Origin of the sequence: Moritella marina ATCC 15381 (assembly GCF_008931805.1) — a bacterium.
Taxonomy (GTDB): domain Bacteria; phylum Pseudomonadota; class Gammaproteobacteria; order Enterobacterales; family Moritellaceae; genus Moritella; species Moritella marina.
Genome location: NZ_CP044399.1, coordinates 1,419,008 through 1,437,074, shown reverse-complemented (window position 1 = coordinate 1,437,074; position 18,067 = coordinate 1,419,008). Strand labels below are relative to the sequence as shown.

General features: G+C 37.6%; 14 protein-coding genes. 7 read left to right on the top strand and 7 right to left on the bottom strand.

The features are described 5' to 3' along the window. The first annotated feature begins 298 nt into the window (after positions 1-298). The 6 genes from FR932_RS06480 to cydC all read left to right on the top strand — a co-directional run bounded on the left by FR932_RS06480 (position 299) and on the right by cydC (position 7,394). Positions 299-862: a GbsR/MarR family transcriptional regulator gene (locus tag FR932_RS06480; protein WP_019440277.1), complete on the top strand. Its 564-nt coding sequence runs from the start codon at positions 299-301 to the stop codon at positions 860-862. 20 nt (positions 863-882) lie between these two features. Then, positions 883-2,481, top strand: a complete 1,599-nt coding sequence (locus FR932_RS06475) for a cytochrome ubiquinol oxidase subunit I (RefSeq protein ID WP_019440278.1) — start codon at positions 883-885, stop codon at positions 2,479-2,481. 11 nt (positions 2,482-2,492) lie between these two features. Continuing rightward, complete coding sequence (gene cydB / locus FR932_RS06470; protein ID WP_019440279.1) at positions 2,493-3,632, top strand: cytochrome d ubiquinol oxidase subunit II; 1,140 nt, start codon at positions 2,493-2,495, stop codon at positions 3,630-3,632. A 10-nt stretch (positions 3,633-3,642) separates the two neighbouring features. Beyond that, entirely contained in the window at positions 3,643-3,777 is a 135-nt protein-coding gene (cydX, locus tag FR932_RS06465; protein WP_019440280.1) for a cytochrome bd-I oxidase subunit CydX, read from the top strand. 132 nt (positions 3,778-3,909) lie between these two features. Then, entirely contained in the window at positions 3,910-5,676 is a 1,767-nt protein-coding gene (gene cydD / locus FR932_RS06460; RefSeq protein WP_019440281.1) for a thiol reductant ABC exporter subunit CydD, read from the top strand. Further along, a complete protein-coding gene (gene cydC / locus FR932_RS06455; protein WP_019440282.1) occupies positions 5,673-7,394 on the top strand; it encodes a thiol reductant ABC exporter subunit CydC in 1,722 nt (573 codons plus the stop codon). The genes cydD and cydC overlap by 4 nt, the downstream gene beginning before the upstream one ends. A gap of 94 nt (positions 7,395-7,488) precedes the next feature. Here the strand turns inward: cydC and FR932_RS06450 are convergent, their stop codons facing one another. The 7 genes from FR932_RS06450 to FR932_RS06420 all read right to left on the bottom strand — a co-directional run bounded on the left by FR932_RS06450 (position 7,489) and on the right by FR932_RS06420 (position 16,750). Continuing rightward, positions 7,489-7,968: a DUF1499 domain-containing protein gene (locus FR932_RS06450; protein WP_019440283.1), complete on the bottom strand. Its 480-nt coding sequence runs from the start codon at positions 7,966-7,968 to the stop codon at positions 7,489-7,491. A 108-nt stretch (positions 7,969-8,076) separates the two neighbouring features. Continuing rightward, on the bottom strand, positions 8,077-10,371 hold the full coding sequence (locus FR932_RS06445) for a GumC family protein (RefSeq protein WP_019440284.1): 2,295 nt from the start codon (positions 10,369-10,371) through the stop codon (positions 8,077-8,079). After that, the gene (locus FR932_RS06440) at positions 10,371-10,889 is read right to left on the bottom strand and encodes a polysaccharide biosynthesis/export family protein (protein ID WP_019440285.1); all 519 of its coding nucleotides are present in this window, start codon (positions 10,887-10,889) and stop codon (positions 10,371-10,373) included. The genes FR932_RS06445 and FR932_RS06440 overlap by 1 nt, the downstream gene beginning before the upstream one ends. A gap of 9 nt (positions 10,890-10,898) precedes the next feature. Next, positions 10,899-12,089, bottom strand: a complete 1,191-nt coding sequence (locus tag FR932_RS06435; RefSeq protein ID WP_019440286.1) for an outer membrane beta-barrel protein — start codon at positions 12,087-12,089, stop codon at positions 10,899-10,901. Positions 12,090-12,146: 57 nt separating this feature from the next. Continuing rightward, the gene (locus tag FR932_RS06430) at positions 12,147-13,541 is read right to left on the bottom strand and encodes an undecaprenyl-phosphate glucose phosphotransferase (RefSeq protein ID WP_019440287.1); all 1,395 of its coding nucleotides are present in this window, start codon (positions 13,539-13,541) and stop codon (positions 12,147-12,149) included. Between the two features lie 464 nt (positions 13,542-14,005). Beyond that, entirely contained in the window at positions 14,006-15,457 is a 1,452-nt protein-coding gene (locus tag FR932_RS06425) for a lipopolysaccharide biosynthesis protein (RefSeq protein ID WP_019440288.1), read from the bottom strand. 33 nt (positions 15,458-15,490) lie between these two features. Next, positions 15,491-16,750 carry an O-antigen ligase family protein gene (locus tag FR932_RS06420; RefSeq protein WP_019440289.1) on the bottom strand — a complete coding sequence of 420 codons (1,260 nt, stop codon included), beginning with the start codon at positions 16,748-16,750 and terminating at the stop codon, positions 15,491-15,493. 205 nt (positions 16,751-16,955) lie between these two features. On the opposite strand from FR932_RS06420, the gene FR932_RS06415 reads away from it, so the two are divergent. Continuing rightward, positions 16,956-18,062, top strand: a complete 1,107-nt coding sequence (locus tag FR932_RS06415; protein ID WP_019440290.1) for a right-handed parallel beta-helix repeat-containing protein — start codon at positions 16,956-16,958, stop codon at positions 18,060-18,062. Positions 18,063-18,067 lie beyond the last annotated feature (5 nt).

The following is an 18,067-nucleotide window of genomic DNA, read 5'->3' as shown; positions in this document are numbered from 1 at the left end:
ATCGCCTGGTTTTCAACCAAACTAATAAATTTTAACCTTATGTAAATTAACTTAATTTAAAATACTTTATTAAAATATTAAGTTAACCTCAATCACAATCGCCATATAACGCCGTAACAGGGTGTCATTAAACTGTTTTTATAACAAGTCTTTGACTAATCAAACAAGTTATATAGCGTTTTGATATATATCAACGAATCTTTACACTCCACAAGGTAATTCATTCCAATTTGACCTTGATCAATTACTGTTAGTGATTTAAACTTTCAGAAATTTCTGAAAGTTCGTAAGGTTACATGTGAATATCTCTGCACAAAATCAATCGTTTGTTTATCATTTCGGTGAAATGGGCAGCCGATGGGGCTTCAATCGTACCGTTGGTCAAATGTATGCGCTGCTTGTTATAACAGAAGCACCTGTTTGCGCAAACGATTTGGCGAGTGGTTTAAATATCTCCCGTGGCAACGTCAGTATGGGCATTAAAGAACTGCAATCATGGCAGTTGATTCAAGTCAGTCATATACCAGGAGATCGCAAAGAATATTACAGCGCGATCGGCAGTATCTGGGATATGGCCAATACCGTATTCAAAGAGCGTCGTAAACGTGAAATTGATCCGACACTGTCTTTACTACGTACATCTCTATTAGAGAAGCCGACAGATGCAAGTGACGAATACGCGCAAAGCAAAATGCAAGAGATCCACGATCTACTTGAAATGGTCACCGAATGGGCTGCAGAATTACAACGCCTTAATCCAGAACAGCTAAGTAAATTAATGAAGCTAGGCGCTGGCGTTTCCAAAATGTTGTCAGTTAAAGACCAATTATTCCCAAATAAAAAAAATTCTAATACAAATTAATCTCTAGGAGTATTCTAACAATGATTAATGAAACTTTAGTAGAGCTATCCCGTTGGCAGTTCGCCATCACCGCTCTATTCCACTTCCTATTTGTACCGTTAACCATCGGTATGACTTGGATCCTGTTTATCATGGAAGCTGTATACGTGATGACAGGACGTGTTATCTATCGCGACATGACCAAATTTTGGGGTAAATTGTTTGCGATTAACTTCGCTATCGGTGTTGCCACCGGTCTAACCATGGAGTTTGAGTTCGGTACTAACTGGTCTTATTATTCACATTATGTTGGTGACGTGTTTGGTGCCCCACTCGCGATCGAAGGCTTGATGGCATTCTTCCTCGAGTCAACGTTCGTTGGTATGTTCTTACTTGGTTGGGATCGACTGAGCAAGCGTCAACATTTAGCGGCGACATTCTTGATGGCTTTAGGGACTAACCTATCAGCTATGTGGATCTTAGTTGCGAATGGCTGGATGCAAAACCCTATCGGTAGTGAATTTAACTACGCAACGATGCGTATGGAAATGGTCAGTTTTTCTGAACTCGTTTTCAACCCTGTTGCACAAGTTAAATTTATTCATACCGTTGCTGCTGGTTATGTTGCAGGCGCTATGTTTGTGATGAGTATCAGTAGCTATTACTTATTAAAAGGCCGTGATGTTGCATTTGCTAAGCGTTCTTTTTCTGTTGCTTCAGGTTTCGGTCTTGCCGCAATCTTCTGTGTATTACTACTTGGTGATGAATCAGGTTATGAAGTCGGTGAAGTACAGCGCGTTAAACTTGCTGCTATTGAAGCTGAATTCCATACCGAACCTGCTCCTGCAGCGTTTACTTTAGTTGGTTTGCCAAATGAAGACACAATGGAAACGGATTACGCAGTTAAAATCCCTTATGCGCTAGGTCTTATTGCGACACGATCTTTAGATGGTCAAGTGACTGGTATCAGTGATTTGAAAAAAGAACATGAAGTACGTATCCGTGGCGGTATGATTGCTTATGATTACCTACAGAAACTGCGTGGTGGTGAAGAAACACCTGAAAACATCGCCAGATTTAACGAAGTTAAAGATGACCTAGGTTACGGTTTATTATTAAAACGTTATACTAATGATGTTATTGATGCGACTGAAGAACAGATCCAGATGGCTGTTGAAGATTCAATTCCACCTGTAGCACCTATCTTCTGGGCATTCCGCATCATGGTTGGTAGTGGTATCGTCATGTTAGGCCTATTTATTCTAGCCTTCTATTTTAACGCTCGTCGTCAAATACAAGATAAACGCTGGTTACTTAAAGCGATCTTATTTGCACTACCACTACCTTGGATTGCAATTGAAACTGGTTGGTTTGTTGCTGAAGTAGGTCGTCAACCTTGGGCTATTAGTGAGATTTTGCCCACTTTTATGGCAACCTCCAACCATGAAGCAAGTTCAGTTGCCATGACGATGATTGCGTTCATCCTTGTTTATATCGTTATGTTCATTCTTGAAATGTGGCTAATGGTTAAATTTGCCAAACAAGGTCCAAGCTCGCTACATACTGGTCGTTACCACTTTGAGCAAGAAGAGCAAGAAGAGCAAGAAGCATCACCACAATTACGTCAAGACAAATACTAAGGGCTTAAATTATGTTTGATTATGAAAGCTTAAAACTTATCTGGTGGTTAATCATCGGAATATTGCTTATCGGCTTTGCTGTTACCGATGGCATGGACATGGGCGTAGGTGGTCTACTGCCTTTCGTGGCAAAAGATGATACCGAACGTCGTGTTGTAATTAATACTATCGCTGCACATTGGGATGGTAACCAAGTTTGGTTGATCACTGTCGGTGCATCATTTTTTGCTGCTTGGCCAATGGTTTATGGTACTGCATTTAGCGGTTTCTACTTTGCGATGATGCTGACGTTGTTCTGTCTATTCTTACGACCAATGGGCTTTGATTATCGTAGCAAGATTGATTCACCAAAATGGCGTTACAACTGGGATAAAGCGTTATTTGTCGGCAGCATGGTACCACCACTGGTATTTGGTATTGCATTTGGTAACTTATTACAAGGTATTCCATTTAGCTTCGATGAATTAATGCGTGTAACCAATACTGGTTCATTCTTCGCGTTATTTAACCCGTTTGCATTACTCAGTGGTGTAGTCAGTGTATCAATGATATTGATGCATGGTGGTACTTGGTTAAGCATGCGTACAGATGAGCATGTGGCAGCTCGTTCAGCAAAAGCAGCGCAAATATTTGCAGCTGTGCTTGTTGTAAGTTTTGCCCTTGCTGGCGTGATGATTGCAACTTCAATTGACGGTTACGTTATTCAAAGTGTTATTGATACGCAAGGTTATGCTCAGCCTACCAATAAAGTCGTGACAGTCGTCAGTGGCGCTTGGTTAAATAACTTTAACAGCATGCCAATACTGTGGTTATTACCAACAACAGGTATTGTAATGGCCATTATTGCAGGTCTGTTAGCACGCTTTAAGCCGGGTGGTTTTGCATTTACAGCTAGTGCACTATCTATAACGGGTGTCATTTTAACGATGGGTGTATCTATGTTCCCATTCATCATGCCATCAAGCAGCACACCTAATCACAGCTTGACCCTTTGGGATTCTGTATCAAGTGAAGGCACGCTTAACTTAATGCTGATCGTGGTAGCGATATTCTTACCGATTATTCTTTGTTATACGATTTGGTGTTATAGCAAAATGTGGAGAACGGTGACGCGTTCTGAAATTGAAGAAAACACCCACTCGGCATATTAAGGAGTAAATTATGTGGTATTTCAGTTGGATCCTAGGTGTTTTGCTGGCAGTTTCTCTCGGTATCATTAACGTAATGTGGTACGAAATGGAACAGCACACGGATAACGTGGCAAAAGATCAAGATGATCAAAATAATGAAAAGTAACTTAGTGTAATTTAAGTTATAGAAAGTACGGATTACGCTTTGCGCCCAAGGATGGGCGTCTGTTTTATAACCTCCAATTCCAGGTTTTATTATTTCAAATGTTTCAATATTCCTTCAATTTCAGGCTACCCAATGACAGAATCAGTAAACACAGCATACTCGCAGAAAGAACGCTTAACCTGGCTCAAAAGCCAACGGACGAATGCCCAAGGTAAATTAAGTAAAGCCATTGCATTAGGCTCACTCAATGGCATATTAATGATAATACAAATGGCATTCTTAGCCGGTATTATCAACGAAATCATATTCTCACACAAAGCACTCGCAGACATAACACCGTTATTATTTGGCTTAATTGCTCTCGTCCTGTTCCGCACACTATTCGGTTATATAAGTGAACGCTATAGCCGTCATGCTGCTATGTTGATTAAAGTGTCAATTAGACAGCAATTATTACAACATTTATTTGCCATGGGCCCCGCTAAAACTCAAACGATTGGTAGCGCCAAAATAGCTCAGTTACTCCATCAAGGCGTTGATTCACTAGAAGATTACTTCTCAGGCTATTTACCTACCGTCGCTTATTGTTCGGTGATCCCAAGTGCAGTGTTATTTGCCGTATTTCCTATGGATTGGCGTTCCGGTTTAGTCTTAATATTAACAGCACCTATGGTGCCGATGTTTATGATCATTATCGGCCATAAAGCCCATGATTTGAATCAACAGCATTGGACTAAACTACTGCGTATGAGCAGTCATTTCCTCGATATTATTCAAGGCCTTACCCAACTTAAAATATTTAATGCATCGCGCCAAGAAATGGCGGCGGTCAAAACAATTAGCGAAGACTATGGTAACCAGACCATGGGGATCTTAAAGATCGCTTTTCTTTCTTCATTTATGTTGGAATTTCTAGCGTCGATCGCGATTGCACTGGTCGCCGTTATCCTTGGCTTTAGACTTTATTACGGTGGTGTTGATTACTTATTAGCATTATGGGTATTATTACTCGCTCCTGAATTCTATTTACCTTTCAGACAATTAGGCACTCAGTATCACGCAAAAATGGCGGGCGTAACCGCGGCTCAAGACATGCTTGAAATACTGAATACACCGATTAAAGCAAGCCAAACGGAAACACAATTCAAAGCACCTTTCGACATCGAGTTAACTGACGTTAACTTTACCTATTCAGGCAGGAAAAATACCCTTAAAGATATTAACCTAACCCTTTCTAACCAAGGTTTGTATGCCATTATTGGTGAAAGTGGCGCGGGTAAATCGACCTTGATTGATACCATTTTAGGCTTTAATACGCCAGATAGCGGCACAATGACAGTTAACGGTATCAAACATACGCCAGCGCAGCGTGATGCTTGGCTGAATCATTGTGGTTGGATAGCGCAACAAGGACACGTGTTTTATGGCAGTCTCGGCTTTAATATTGCTTTAACTGAAAAATATGATGCTGAAAAAATGCAACAAGTATTAATCAGTGTTGGTTTAGCTGACTTTATATCACAGCTAAAAGACGGACTTAATACCCATGTCGGTGAAGGTGGCGTTGGTATATCAGGCGGGCAATCTCAACGATTAGCCCTCGCACGCGCATTTTACCACCAGCCAGATGTATTAATACTTGATGAACCAAGTAGCCATTTAGATAAAGATACCGAACAAGTCGTTAGCGCGAGTATCGCTGAATACGCCAAACAACATTTGGTTATCGTCATCGCCCACCGCTTGCATACAGTCGTTGATGCGAAACAAATCATTGTATTAGAGCAAGGTAAAATCATCGAACAAGGTTCACATACTGAATTGCTAGCACTCAATGGTAGCTATGCAAGCACTGTTAATATCAGTAATGTAAACATCGACATGGAGGCGAACGCATGAATCCATTAGTTAGATTAATGAAACTGCTTAGACCACAACTACCTTTGATGTTACTCGGTACTTTTTTGTCTATTATTACCGTCATGGCTAATATTGGCTTACTTGCTGTATCAGGCTGGTTTATTACCATCATGGCAATTGCTGGGCTTTCAGGTGTGACTGCAAATTACTTCACCCCTGCAGCAATCATTCGCTTTCTTGCCATCGTACGAACGGCAGGTCGTTATGCTGAGCGCTTACTCACTCACAAAGCAACGTTTAATACATTAGCCGCATTACGTTACTATTTTTACACACGTTTAGAACCCTTACTCCCCTACTACCGTGTGAACTTCAAATCATCCGATATTCTTGCTCGTTTACAGCAAGATATTGATGAACTAGATAACTTTTACTTACGGGTATTACTGCCAACACTTGTCGCGATTTTTACTATCCCGCTTGTTGGTTGGGGCGTGAGCTTCATTTCATCAGATCTCGCTCTCGTTATTGTTGCTGCCTTACTGATTGTCGGCTTTGTTTTACCTCTGTTGATCTTGCTGTTAAGCAAAAAACGCGCGCAACAACAAGCCAAGCTGTCGAGTGAATTAAAAATTGAATTAGTTGATGGCATGGCATCAATGCGTGAATTGTTGGTTTATCAAATTGCAGAGCAATATCAACAGACTATTAATAAAATATCGACACATTACCACCGCAGCGAACTGCACTTGCATCGCCTGCATGCTTTAGCCACTGCATTAACATTTTTAGCCATTAACGCCACTGTATTTGCAAGTTTATACTTACTCGTCCCGCAAGTTCATGCGGGGAATTTACAGCCGGAATTTGTCGCCAGCGCAGCCTTGATGATTCTAGTATGCTTTGAAACAGTCATTAATATGCCCCTTGCCTGTCAGATCCTACCTAAGGTACATGACAGCGCCGCACGTTTATTCGACATTATAGATAAACCAATACCTGACGTCGGTGGTGATACCTTAGTGACTGCTGGCGCGGTGAAATTTAATCATTTAACTTTCTGCTACCCTGATGGTCAAGACCAAGTATTAAATGATATTGAACTAACGATTGAACAAGGGAAAAAGGTTGCTGTTATTGGTGCTAGTGGCGCTGGTAAATCAACCTTAGTAAATTTGTTAATGGGTTTCTGGCCTGTTCAAGCATCTGGTATCACGATTAATGATATAGATTTAAATCAGCTAAATACGGAGTCATTGCGTGAACACATTGCGCTAATGAGCCAAAATAGTCATCTATTTCATGCCACCATTGGCGATAATCTACGTTTAGCAAACCCGCAAGTGACCGAAGCCCAAATGCGTGATGTCTGTGAAACGGTTGGTTTAATCGATTTTATTGACGAGCTAGAAGATGGCTTTAAAACCTGGCTTGGTGAAACAGGATCTGGTTTATCAGGTGGTCAAAAACAACGATTATGTTTAGCCCAAGTATTATTACGAAATGCCCAGGTCATCATATTAGATGAACCGACAAAAGGCCTTGACCGTCGTAGTGAGCGAACGGTTATTCACAATCTATTTGAGCAACTTGAACAGTCACAGCAAAGTTTATTATTGATCACGCATAAACCATTAATGTTACAGCGCATGGATAAGATCATTGTAATGGATGAAGGTCGTATCGTAGCCGAAGGTAGCCATAAAACCTTAATGGAAACCAATGATTATTATCGTACGTTGCTAAATTATTTCTAATCATGTAAATACAAAAAGGGTAATACACACGAATGTATTACCCTTTTATTTAAACATTTTATCTAAAAGCTATATAGCTAACTAATATATCGAATTACTTAACAGCTTCACTCACCAAGCCTTTTTCGCTTAGGTATAGATATAAATCGTCAACACGTTCTTTATTCACACCAAAATCAGACTTGCCGTATCGAGATGCTGAGCGAACGGCAATAATGCCGTCTTGTTCACGAAGGTGAAGCTCAAAATCATCGACGAAACGCATCAGCGTACTGGTACTTTCTACATACAAGTAATCTTTAAGCTCCCTAACGATTTCCATATTACTCTGCGAGTCTAAATATACCTTAATCTCAGACCAAACTTGTTCAGAACTGGCTTCCAATTTGAATGCCGGTACATAATGACTTTCGTCTAAACTATCACTTGATACACAATTAGGTGTTTCTGGACAAGGCGTTAACGTGGCGTTAACAACCCCTAGATTATGAGGGCGTGCACCAGTACATGCTGTAAGCATAAGGCCACATGCGAGTACGAATGTAGAACGGGTAAATAGATGAGACGTTAACATTTTATTCCTTTAGACGATTATCCACTTCCGTGATTTAACCAAAAAACGCTAAAAACAGCAAGTACTTATCTTGTAATAAATACCTGCTGATAGTGTGTATTATGCCTTTCATGGTTTTTCAGCGTATGCCTCATCACTGTAATAACCATAATAATAGTCAGAGTCTGATACCCCGTCAGTATTCACATGATTCATCACAACACCGACGATATTAGCATCCACTTTTGCTAATCGACGGACACTATTTTGAACTAAACGTACGCGTGTCGCTTCACTCTTAATAACGTAAATAATAGCATCAGTATGCAAGGATATAATCAATGAATCACTTACCGCTTGAATGGGTGGAGTGTCAATAATTATACGATCATATGACTGCTTTAAAGTTTCCAATAGCTGTTTAAAACGTTTTGACGATAATAACTCTTGTGCATTTTTGGGTGTCGGTCCACAGGCCATAATGTGTGCACCAGATACTTTATCGACCATAATACAGTCTACCAAGTTAGCCTCTCCAGTAATCAATTGCGCCAGTCCTGGTTTTTCTTTTGAAATATTAAAATTATTTGCCAGACTTGGTTTGCGCATATCAGCATCTATAAGGAGTGTTTTCTCTATCTGAGCTAATGAAAATGCAATGTTTGTCGCTGTTGTAGATTTACCTTCATTAGGCTGCGACGAAACGACCCCAATAACCTGATTAACTCTTTGCCCCTGTGCTAAAAGAAAACTAGTGCGTAATGTTCGAATTGATTCTGAAAATTGGCGCCCCTCTTCATCAAAGAAATAATGTAAATCCAAATCTTGTTTACGCTTGCGGGCTATTTTAGGTAACACGCCTAATACTGGTAATCCAAGTTTGACTTCTATATCGCCAACCGAGTTAAAATTATCAGTGAAGTATTCTTTAACTAATAGATAGGTAATGTGTAAAATCATCGTTAATACAAAAGCAATAATAACGAGTATTTTGGGGCTTAAAGTGATAGGTTTATTCGGCGTATGCGCTCTATCAGTAAAGCGAGCAACAGCAGCATTGAAATCACTCGTTAATGCTGTTTCTTTCGAACGTTCTAAGAAGGTATTGTATAATTTACGGTTACTTTCAACATCTCGAACCAATTTTTGATACTCATTATCTTTACCGATGACATCCTGAAATTCGTTTTGAATTTTGTTGTATTCTCTTCGTAATGCAGCAACATTACTTTGCTTGGTTTTTAGCTCTCTATTTATACCTGTTACTAGCTTAGATATTTGCGTAGTGAGATGTTTGTTCACCGTATAGAGTTCCGATTTCGCCGCAATAAGATCAGGATGTTTACGTCCATATATTTGTGATAACTCAGATACTTTTAGTTTAGCTTTCACTTTTAGCGTTTTGATATTTTGAATCACAGGGTGAGATGTTATCTCTGGAATTGATTCTAATTTATCCATGTTTTTCACGCCATATTCATTAACCGCGCGGACAATACTCTGTAATTTATTCACTTCATTTTTAGCTTCAATTAATTGACGAGATGTTTGTTCCAGTTCATTACTTACCAAGCCAGTTAACCCTCGCCCGTCACGATCTTGTAAATCGATGATATTTTGCTCTTTACGGTATATCTGTAGGCGTGATTCAGACGCATCAAGACTCTCTCGTAAATCTTCAAGCCTTGTTCCAAGCCACTGAGCGGCATTTTTGTTAATAGACGATTTAATAGCAAGATCTTGTGCAATATATGCTTCACCAACCGCATTTGCGATTAACGCAGCTAATGCCGGATCTTCACTATCATACGATAATTTAACAAGCTGTGTTTTCCGTATTGGTGTGACAGTGAGACTTTTTGAAAACTGTCTTAGACGTGCCTTTTTATCATTTAGATTTTCCAGTTCTGCTATATTAAGCTCGCCACCTATTTCTGGTAGGCCATTGATATAACCCGTGCCTATATTTTCAACAAATTCACTATCCACATTATCATCCATCCCTAAAACATCAGATAGTGACATTACCTCTATGAGATAACTAATAAGTTGATCTCTCCAACTCTCTGTTTTTTGGAATGAAGGTTGCTGCTGAAGATTTAACCGGTCAAAAACCGTTTCTGCAATTGAATATGATTTAAGGATCTCGAACTGCGTCAAATAATATTCTTTTCGATTTGAGTCTTGCCCTTGAACGGAATCAAATGAAACAGCTTTGGCTTGGTCTGCTTCGATCAGTAACGTTGCAGACGCTCGATATAATGGCGATTCGTTCGATAAATAGAATGCTGTAGCGATAGAAACCAAAGTTGCGAATACAAGAACCCGCCATTTATACCTTTGTATAACGTGCCAATGCGGTGAAGGTAAAACAATATCATTATTAACTGACGATTTTGTCAGGCTCTGTTCTGATTTATCCATTAGAAAAACCTTTGTTTAATCAATATGGTATCACCAGCATTAACTCTGTAGGTCATGCTTGCGTTGATTTGAGATTTTTTATTTTTTTCTTTAAATAAATATATCTTCTCTTTCGATGCTCTTTCGGTAAGTCCACCAGCTAACGCGATTGCCTGGTTAACCGTTAAACCCGGTTGGTAAGGATAACCTCCTGGTTTTTTTACTTCACCGTGAATATAAAAGGGGCGATGCTCAACCACATGAACATACACATTCGGATTGATAAGATAATTACCTTTTAAACCTTTATAGATTAATTTTTCAACCTGCTTAACAGTCAACCCCGTTACTTTGATTTCACCAAAAAATGGATAATTAATTTGGCCACTGTTACTTAACAACGTTTCCACCGTTAGATCTTCTTGACCAAACACTTTGATTTCAACTTTATCACCGGGCCCTAAAATATATGAGCCTTTAGCAAGAGCCGAAAATTGAATAAATACAAACAACAGACTAATAGCGATCTTTTTCAACATACTTGCCACCTAGAGCGTAAAGGTGAAATTAACACCAACAACATTTTTGTCATATTCGAACACCGTATTCGTTGACTGGTTTCTATCCCATTCACCAAAAACAGCAATTGCAATATTCTGAGTTAAATCATAATTAAGTTTAAGTGAGAACCCATAGATATCATCTACCCGACTGATGCCACTGTAATCATCCTTATATTTATAAACACCTGCAGAGGTATAAATATATGTCGTCCAGTTATGTTTCCAATCAACGTTGTATTTAGTTTCTAGAATGTAATCACCGAAAATATCTGGATCTTTCGTGGCTTGAGACGTTGAAAATGAGAGTTTAGAATAGGTAAGAGGACGCCAAAAACCACCTATATTCCAGCTAAAACCAGTAAAATCTTCACGACCTTCATCATCAAATTCTTTTGCTTGACCACCAATTTTAACAAAACCATTTAGGACTGGAGAACTTGCCCACTGCATACCAACAAACGCGGTATATACATCTGAATCGCGGAGAAACTCGCCTGGCTGATTGTAATCGTAGCCTATTGTTTCAGCGTTAACTTCGATAAAGGCATCTGTATGCGCCCTCGTTGAATAATAAAATCGTGAGCCGACAAGGTAAGAATCATAATTACTGCGCCTCGTTATATCATCAAAATTACGATATTCTTTCTCGTAATATTTAAAGTCAAAGGCTATTCGACCTTTGGTTTCTTGAGAGCCATACTCATAGCTTGCTGCAATGGAATTACGACCATAGGTGATAGGTTCATCGGTCAGTCCAGAAATACCTTCTGTTATTCCTGTCCCTCGTTGTTCTGTTAACCACTCACCTTTGAGGCTAAGATCAACACGGTGAGTATCGTTTGGCTCTATATGGGCATTTAATCCAATATCGGCATCAGTATAATTATCATCACTACTTGCTTCATACACCCCCTTTTCTAGATTTATATCAAAGCTGTAGTAATTAACACCGTCATCCATTTTTAGATTCAAGGACGGCATTAAAGAGGAAATCGCACTACTTTTACCACTTGCTTGTTGATTATAAATATTATCATCATGCACTAGTCTCATTTCTAAAGACGGTTTTACAAATAAACCATCATCGGTAATGTACGTATCTTGGGTATAAGCAAACGCAGTTTCACTGAATAAAGCGAGACTAAGCCAACATAAATTGTTATTAAATTCTTTCATTCAGACAGCTCCTAGTACACAAATGACAACTTGTATAACAACTACCTCTTCATGTTGCTAGTAAGTATTTTCACTTTTCAAGCAAGTCAATACAGTTAACATTAAGATTTTAAAATCAAACCAGATTGACCACTGCAAAATATAATAAAGATCAAACTCAACACGCTTTTGCATTTTTTCTAACGTATCAGTTTCCCCTCGCCAACCGCTTACTTGCGCCCAACCAGTGATCCCTGGCTTTACATGATGCCGTAACATGTAAAATTGAATCAGTTTACGGTATTCTTCATTGTGTGATACGGCATGAGGACGAGGTCCAACAACTGACATATCGCCTTTGAGCACATTAAAGAATTGAGGTAATTCATCAAGAGAAGTACGACGTAGAAAAGCGCCAAGAGGAGTTACTCGTTTATCGTTTTTTGTCGCTTGTGTTACGATGCCATCCGACTCCATGACATTCATACTTCTAAATTTGTAAACAGAAATTTTCTCGCCTCGCAACCCATAACGGCTTTGTTTAAAAAAGACAGGGCCTGGCGATGTTAATTTTAGTGTCAGCGCTATCAGCATATACACAGGGGAAAGAACAATAAGGGCAGTGAGGCTAACAACAATGTCCTCAAACCGCTTTAACCATATTTTAGAACCGAGATAAGGTGATTCAAAAATACTCAATGCGTCAATTTTACCAACATGGGTCACACGCCCCTGCATCACATCCGAGAGCATAAACACCGGTACGACATACACATCCACTGTCGTATCTGATAATAAATTAATAATTTCAGCGATCCGTTTTTCAGCAGAAATCGGGAGTGCGATAAATAAAATATCTATTTTTCCTTTTTTTGCCTCATCTATACATTTTGATACATCACTAATCACGGTTAAATCTTTAGGTAAACGAGCTGTTTGTCTATCATCGAAAAATCCAATAAAATCAAAACCTAATTCATCACAATCATCTATCTCTTGATACAAATTAGCACCTGTTGACGTCGCGCCTAATATAGCCATTTTACGTAAGTTGATACCGAGCTTGCTGCGTATTACTGTCCATTGATGTTTCAACATCCGCCATGCCAAACTCGACATAAATGCCATTAAAAACCAGAGTGTTAATATTTGGTCAGGAAAAGACACTGACGTTTTCAACCATATGCTAATCCCAAAAAGAGTAAGAAAAGAAGCGATAAAAACGGCGGTCACAGTCATCATCACAGAGATGAAACTACCAACTCGCCAAGATTGATATAAATGAAGGGCCTCCGCAATATATAAAAATACAACAGCAGATGTTAATGCGATGGTAATATAATCTTGAGTTATTTGAAGATTATAGCTATGTATTACAAATATTAATGATATCGAAATACAGCTTAAATCTAAAAAACGATGAACAAAAGAATAATTAGAAGTATTGACCTTAAATGTATTAATAGGTTTCAAAACACGATTCCTTAACAAATTTAAAGTAGACACATTTTATAATAAATGAACTACTAAGCCATTAAACTTATTTTTCATCCAATGAGTATGTCGTTGATAGTCCATTAATTATTTTTACTAATCTATACAATAAGTAATACTTTAAATTACTCATCAACAATTAAATTAACTATAGCAGTGATTTTATTTATGGCTGCAAATGCAGCCACATGACCAACATATACCTCTTAAAAGTTGAGATGTTAGATAATAATATTAAAGTGTTATGTTAATGTGCGTGGCTATCATGTTTTAAAATCTCTTCGTAAAGAGTAGTACTAATGATTGACGGGGCGACCTATACCTAAGTACGCTTGTAGTTAGGCATTTAAATAGGTGACATTGAAATCGACCACGCTTTACTTTCAAGCGCGACTGTATTACTCGTATTATGATGAATTATTGATTGGAGATAGCATTCAACCTTATATATCACGTTTAAAAAACGTCATTAAAAATCGTTTTGAAAACAAAATAAATATAATAATAGTTAAAATGGGCATTAATACGTAAGCAACATTATAAACACTAACGCTAAAACTATTCGGTGCTTGCGCTGTTTCAACTACAGAGTAAAAAAGACCATTAAAAAAACCGCCTAAAATTATAGCAGTCAAAATTAAAAATGATTTCACTTTTCTAATTTTAAATACATAACAGTGTAAAGTATAAAAACATTGAAAGTAATTTATCATAAAAGCAAATATGAGACTGATACAAAGCACTGTCATTTCACCACTATAAATACCAATAAAAATAGCTGACACATTTACAGTAGATGAAAATATACCGCAATAAAACATTTCCTTTGTCGCGCCCATTGCTTGATATAGCCCGCCCGTTGAACTCAAGACCATTTGTACGGGTATAGATAATGCCAATATCTTTAATAACGTACTGACAGATAACCACTGAGAACCAAATAATATGATAATTACATCATCCGCATACCAAAATATGAACGTAGCAGTTACAACACCAATAGCAGAAAGTTTATAAGCTAATGCATAGTATGCAGTCATGATAATACTTGGTTTATCCTTATAGCGAGTCAGAACAGGCTGTAAGGCAGGGTTTATTGCAAAAGTAAACAGCTGAAGTGGATAGCGCATAATTTGATATGTTTTTTCATAAAACCCGACTGTCGCAACGCCAAAGTACTTTGCAACCAATATGGTGTCGAGATTGCGAGAGAAGAAATTTAAAACATTAAAACCAAGCTGATATTTTGCAATAGCAAATAACGGTAATATACTTGAAATTTTATGACCAAATTTTACTTGCCCTATTACGGTGTTATTTGAATATAAGTAATAAAACACAAACCGGCCTATCGGCGTAACCAATAGTTTCATCGCTAATGCCACGACACCAAAGCCCCCAAAATACAACAGAATACAAATAACAAACGCGATTATTTCAGCACCTATTTCAGCTTTACCAATGATAATAAAGTGGGTATCTTTTTGCAATGAGGCTAGCGGTAGCATTGCTATCGCAGAAAAGAATACGTTCAGGGCTAATACATATGTGATTAAACTAACATTAGTTAAACTAAGCCATGTCGCTAATATCGGTGTAAGGTAAATGAATAAAAATGACAGCAATAGGCCGATAATAACCGTAGCACTAAATATACCATTACGCTGTTCTTCACTAATAGTATCTTGATGAATAATCGCGGGAGCAAGGCCCGATGTGGCCAACAGTTGAAAGAATAAAATTAACACTTGTAATGCAGCCAAGGTCCCGAAGTCTTCTGGCGTGAACAACCTAGCCAAAATAGCTAAGGACATCATTTGAAAAATATAAAGTGAATACTTACCGATGAGGCTATGCACTATTCCTTTATTCAGGTCTTTTTTTATATTATTCATAAATACATAAGCCCATTAGGGTTGCATTAATTTTTAAGTTACAGTTTCAAGCATATCACTGTCATTTTTCATGTCTTTAATTAATACGTGTAAACTAGAGGATAAGATTATCATCAGCATTAAAAACCACGCTATGTTTGCATCTCTAAATATGCTTGATTCCGTTACATTCTGAAATATAGGGATAATAAGTGCAGCGTGTATATATAGATTAGTCGCATTAAGCATCGACATAAAAAAGACGATAAACAAAACACTAGAACCAATAAGGCCAAATTGTAACAGTATCTGCAAATAGCCATTGTGTGCTGATGATATATATTGTAAGAAACTGTATTTATCATCCAATACAAAGGGAATTACGCCAACACCAAAATAACTGCCATACCCATAACCTAGCGTAATTTTGTCAAAAAAACCAAGATCATAATACAGCGCATCCCATATAACACCCCGACCAGTAATAAAATCAGCATCAACATACAAGGCTATATGTTGATAGTGACTCAAATGATAGCTAATACCAGGTATTAATATAAAAACACAAAAAAATAGGACCGAAAAAACGGTCATAAATACTTTTATTTTAGATAAACTCACCTGCGTTAATAAGAAGTAACCAATACAAAGTATGATACTTGTTTTACTCTGCGTTAATATAAGAAAAACAAAGAGCACACCAAGCGTTACATACAAAAAACGACTATCTATATTTAATGACTTTACCCACATATGGCTGATAATAATAAGTACAGCCAAGTTAAGGCCCATCGTGTTCTTAGATTTAGTGTAACCAGCTAAATTTAAATCTTCGTTAAACCCTGCCCCCTGAATAAGTGATAGTAAAATCATCACTATGCATATAATCGCAGTACACTTTAGGTTAATTTCAATGCTTCGATGAAAATAAGAAAAACACAGTGCGAGAGATACCGATGTACAAAATAGCATCTGAAAAATGGCTCTTTTCATGGAAATCATCGGATAACTCGACCAACTTGCACTTAAAAATGCAATGGTGCATATAACAAAAAATAAAAACATTTTATTGATGATTACTGATTTTAATTTGTTCATTTCAGTATTTATAATAAACCGAAAAACAAAAAACATAGATAGCAGAACCCAAAAAATTTGTTTAAAGGAATTACTTTCTGCAAGGCTATCAGTAACTACATCTAATTCATGGTCCATCATACTTATTTTATGAGTAAAGTCCGGCGTATACACTCCAAGGCAAAACAACATAATAAATAATAAACCGTATTTTTCTAACCAGATAAAAACATTCATAAATAATCCAATGAGAAAGTCATATGACCGTGAGTAGATATATGTATTTGGCAGGTTATATTGGCAACGTTAAATATAATAATTATTTCAACATTACTATGATATTAGACGTAATGCCTTAGTTTGGCTAAAACATTCAATGTCAGACTTTATCTCATGCACTATTCTTAACACAGTTACATGAATTGTCCGTTGGAGCTGTAAGATGTATGAAGCGATAAGTCAGTATAAAAACAACATCATATTGTTCATTGTAATGACTAATGTACAAATAATAGCTCTCGCTAATAGCCTCAATAATGACGCGAACAAAGCACATTTAGACTGTACAAAAATAATCACAAATAGCGAAAAAAAACGAGCGAATTCAATCCCTACATTTTCTAAACTCAATTTTGCTTTAGAAGAATATACTGAAGGTGATGTCGTGTGCCTTGCTGATAGTCAGCAATCAGCAATTGTGATTGAAGATTTTGATAGTGGAAATAAGCCTCTCATAATACGCCCTTTACATTACCTTGGTACAACAATAAAGAATAGAAATTATAGTGGTACAGGGATAACGATTAGCAATTCAAGTGGAGTTGTTATTGATGGTTTAATTATCACAGGTGGTTTATACGCCATTTTCATACAAGATTCTTCAGATATATCATTACTATCAAATAGAGTGTTTAATACCGGTAATCAAGCTATATCTATAAAACCACGATATAGTGGCGGTAAAAACTACTTAATTGAAAATAACGTCATATTTAACACTGGCTTACTATCCCCCCAATATGGAGAAGGGATATATATTGGAGATGGTTCTTACAGCAAAGACAGAACTCGATTAAAAATAAGATATACCGTCAGTAATGTGCTCGTAAAAAACAACCTTATTCATCACACTGGCAATGAAGCTATTGATGTAAAAGCCAATGCCTACAATGTCAAAATAATCCAAAATAGCATTGACCATATAGACCTAAAGTTTAATGCTGCAATCACTATCGCGACGGAGTCATCCTTTGCACCGCTTGGTGGTTACCAAATTGTAGATAATATACTCAGTAATATAACAAATCGTTCAGGCTATAGAGCGATAGGTATTGCTGCAGGCCACGGCGACACATTCATTAAGGATAACTTGATTATCAATGACAAGGATAAATTTACCGCTATTTGTCTCTTTACTACATTTTTAAACCCTATCTTAAATAAGGTTACACTCGAGAATAATAAGCTAGTTGGTGTCGGCTTGCCATTCTCAGACGCATGTACCGGTGGCACCAAAAGTAATGCAAAAGCCGACGTTACATTTAAGTAAGCCTG

Excerpts from the sequence above, each read along its gene's own strand:
- FR932_RS06435 (WP_019440286.1), bottom strand. The coding sequence starts at position 12,089 with ATGAAAGAATTTAATAACAATTTATGTTGGCTTAGTCTCGCTTTATTC.
- FR932_RS06415 (WP_019440290.1), top strand. The coding sequence starts at position 16,956 with ATGTATGAAGCGATAAGTCAGTATAAAAACAACATCATATTGTTCATT.
- FR932_RS06475 (WP_019440278.1), top strand. The coding sequence starts at position 883 with ATGATTAATGAAACTTTAGTAGAGCTATCCCGTTGGCAGTTCGCCATC.
- FR932_RS06420 (WP_019440289.1), bottom strand. The coding sequence starts at position 16,750 with ATGAATGTTTTTATCTGGTTAGAAAAATACGGTTTATTATTTATTATG.
- cydD (WP_019440281.1), top strand. The coding sequence starts at position 3,910 with ATGACAGAATCAGTAAACACAGCATACTCGCAGAAAGAACGCTTAACC.
- cydB (WP_019440279.1), top strand. The coding sequence starts at position 2,493 with ATGTTTGATTATGAAAGCTTAAAACTTATCTGGTGGTTAATCATCGGA.
- cydC (WP_019440282.1), top strand. The coding sequence starts at position 5,673 with ATGAATCCATTAGTTAGATTAATGAAACTGCTTAGACCACAACTACCT.
- FR932_RS06440 (WP_019440285.1), bottom strand. The coding sequence starts at position 10,889 with ATGTTGAAAAAGATCGCTATTAGTCTGTTGTTTGTATTTATTCAATTT.
- FR932_RS06425 (WP_019440288.1), bottom strand. The coding sequence starts at position 15,457 with ATGAATAATATAAAAAAAGACCTGAATAAAGGAATAGTGCATAGCCTC.
- FR932_RS06445 (WP_019440284.1), bottom strand. The coding sequence starts at position 10,371 with ATGGATAAATCAGAACAGAGCCTGACAAAATCGTCAGTTAATAATGAT.
- FR932_RS06450 (WP_019440283.1), bottom strand. The coding sequence starts at position 7,968 with ATGTTAACGTCTCATCTATTTACCCGTTCTACATTCGTACTCGCATGT.
- cydX (WP_019440280.1), top strand. The coding sequence starts at position 3,643 with ATGTGGTATTTCAGTTGGATCCTAGGTGTTTTGCTGGCAGTTTCTCTC.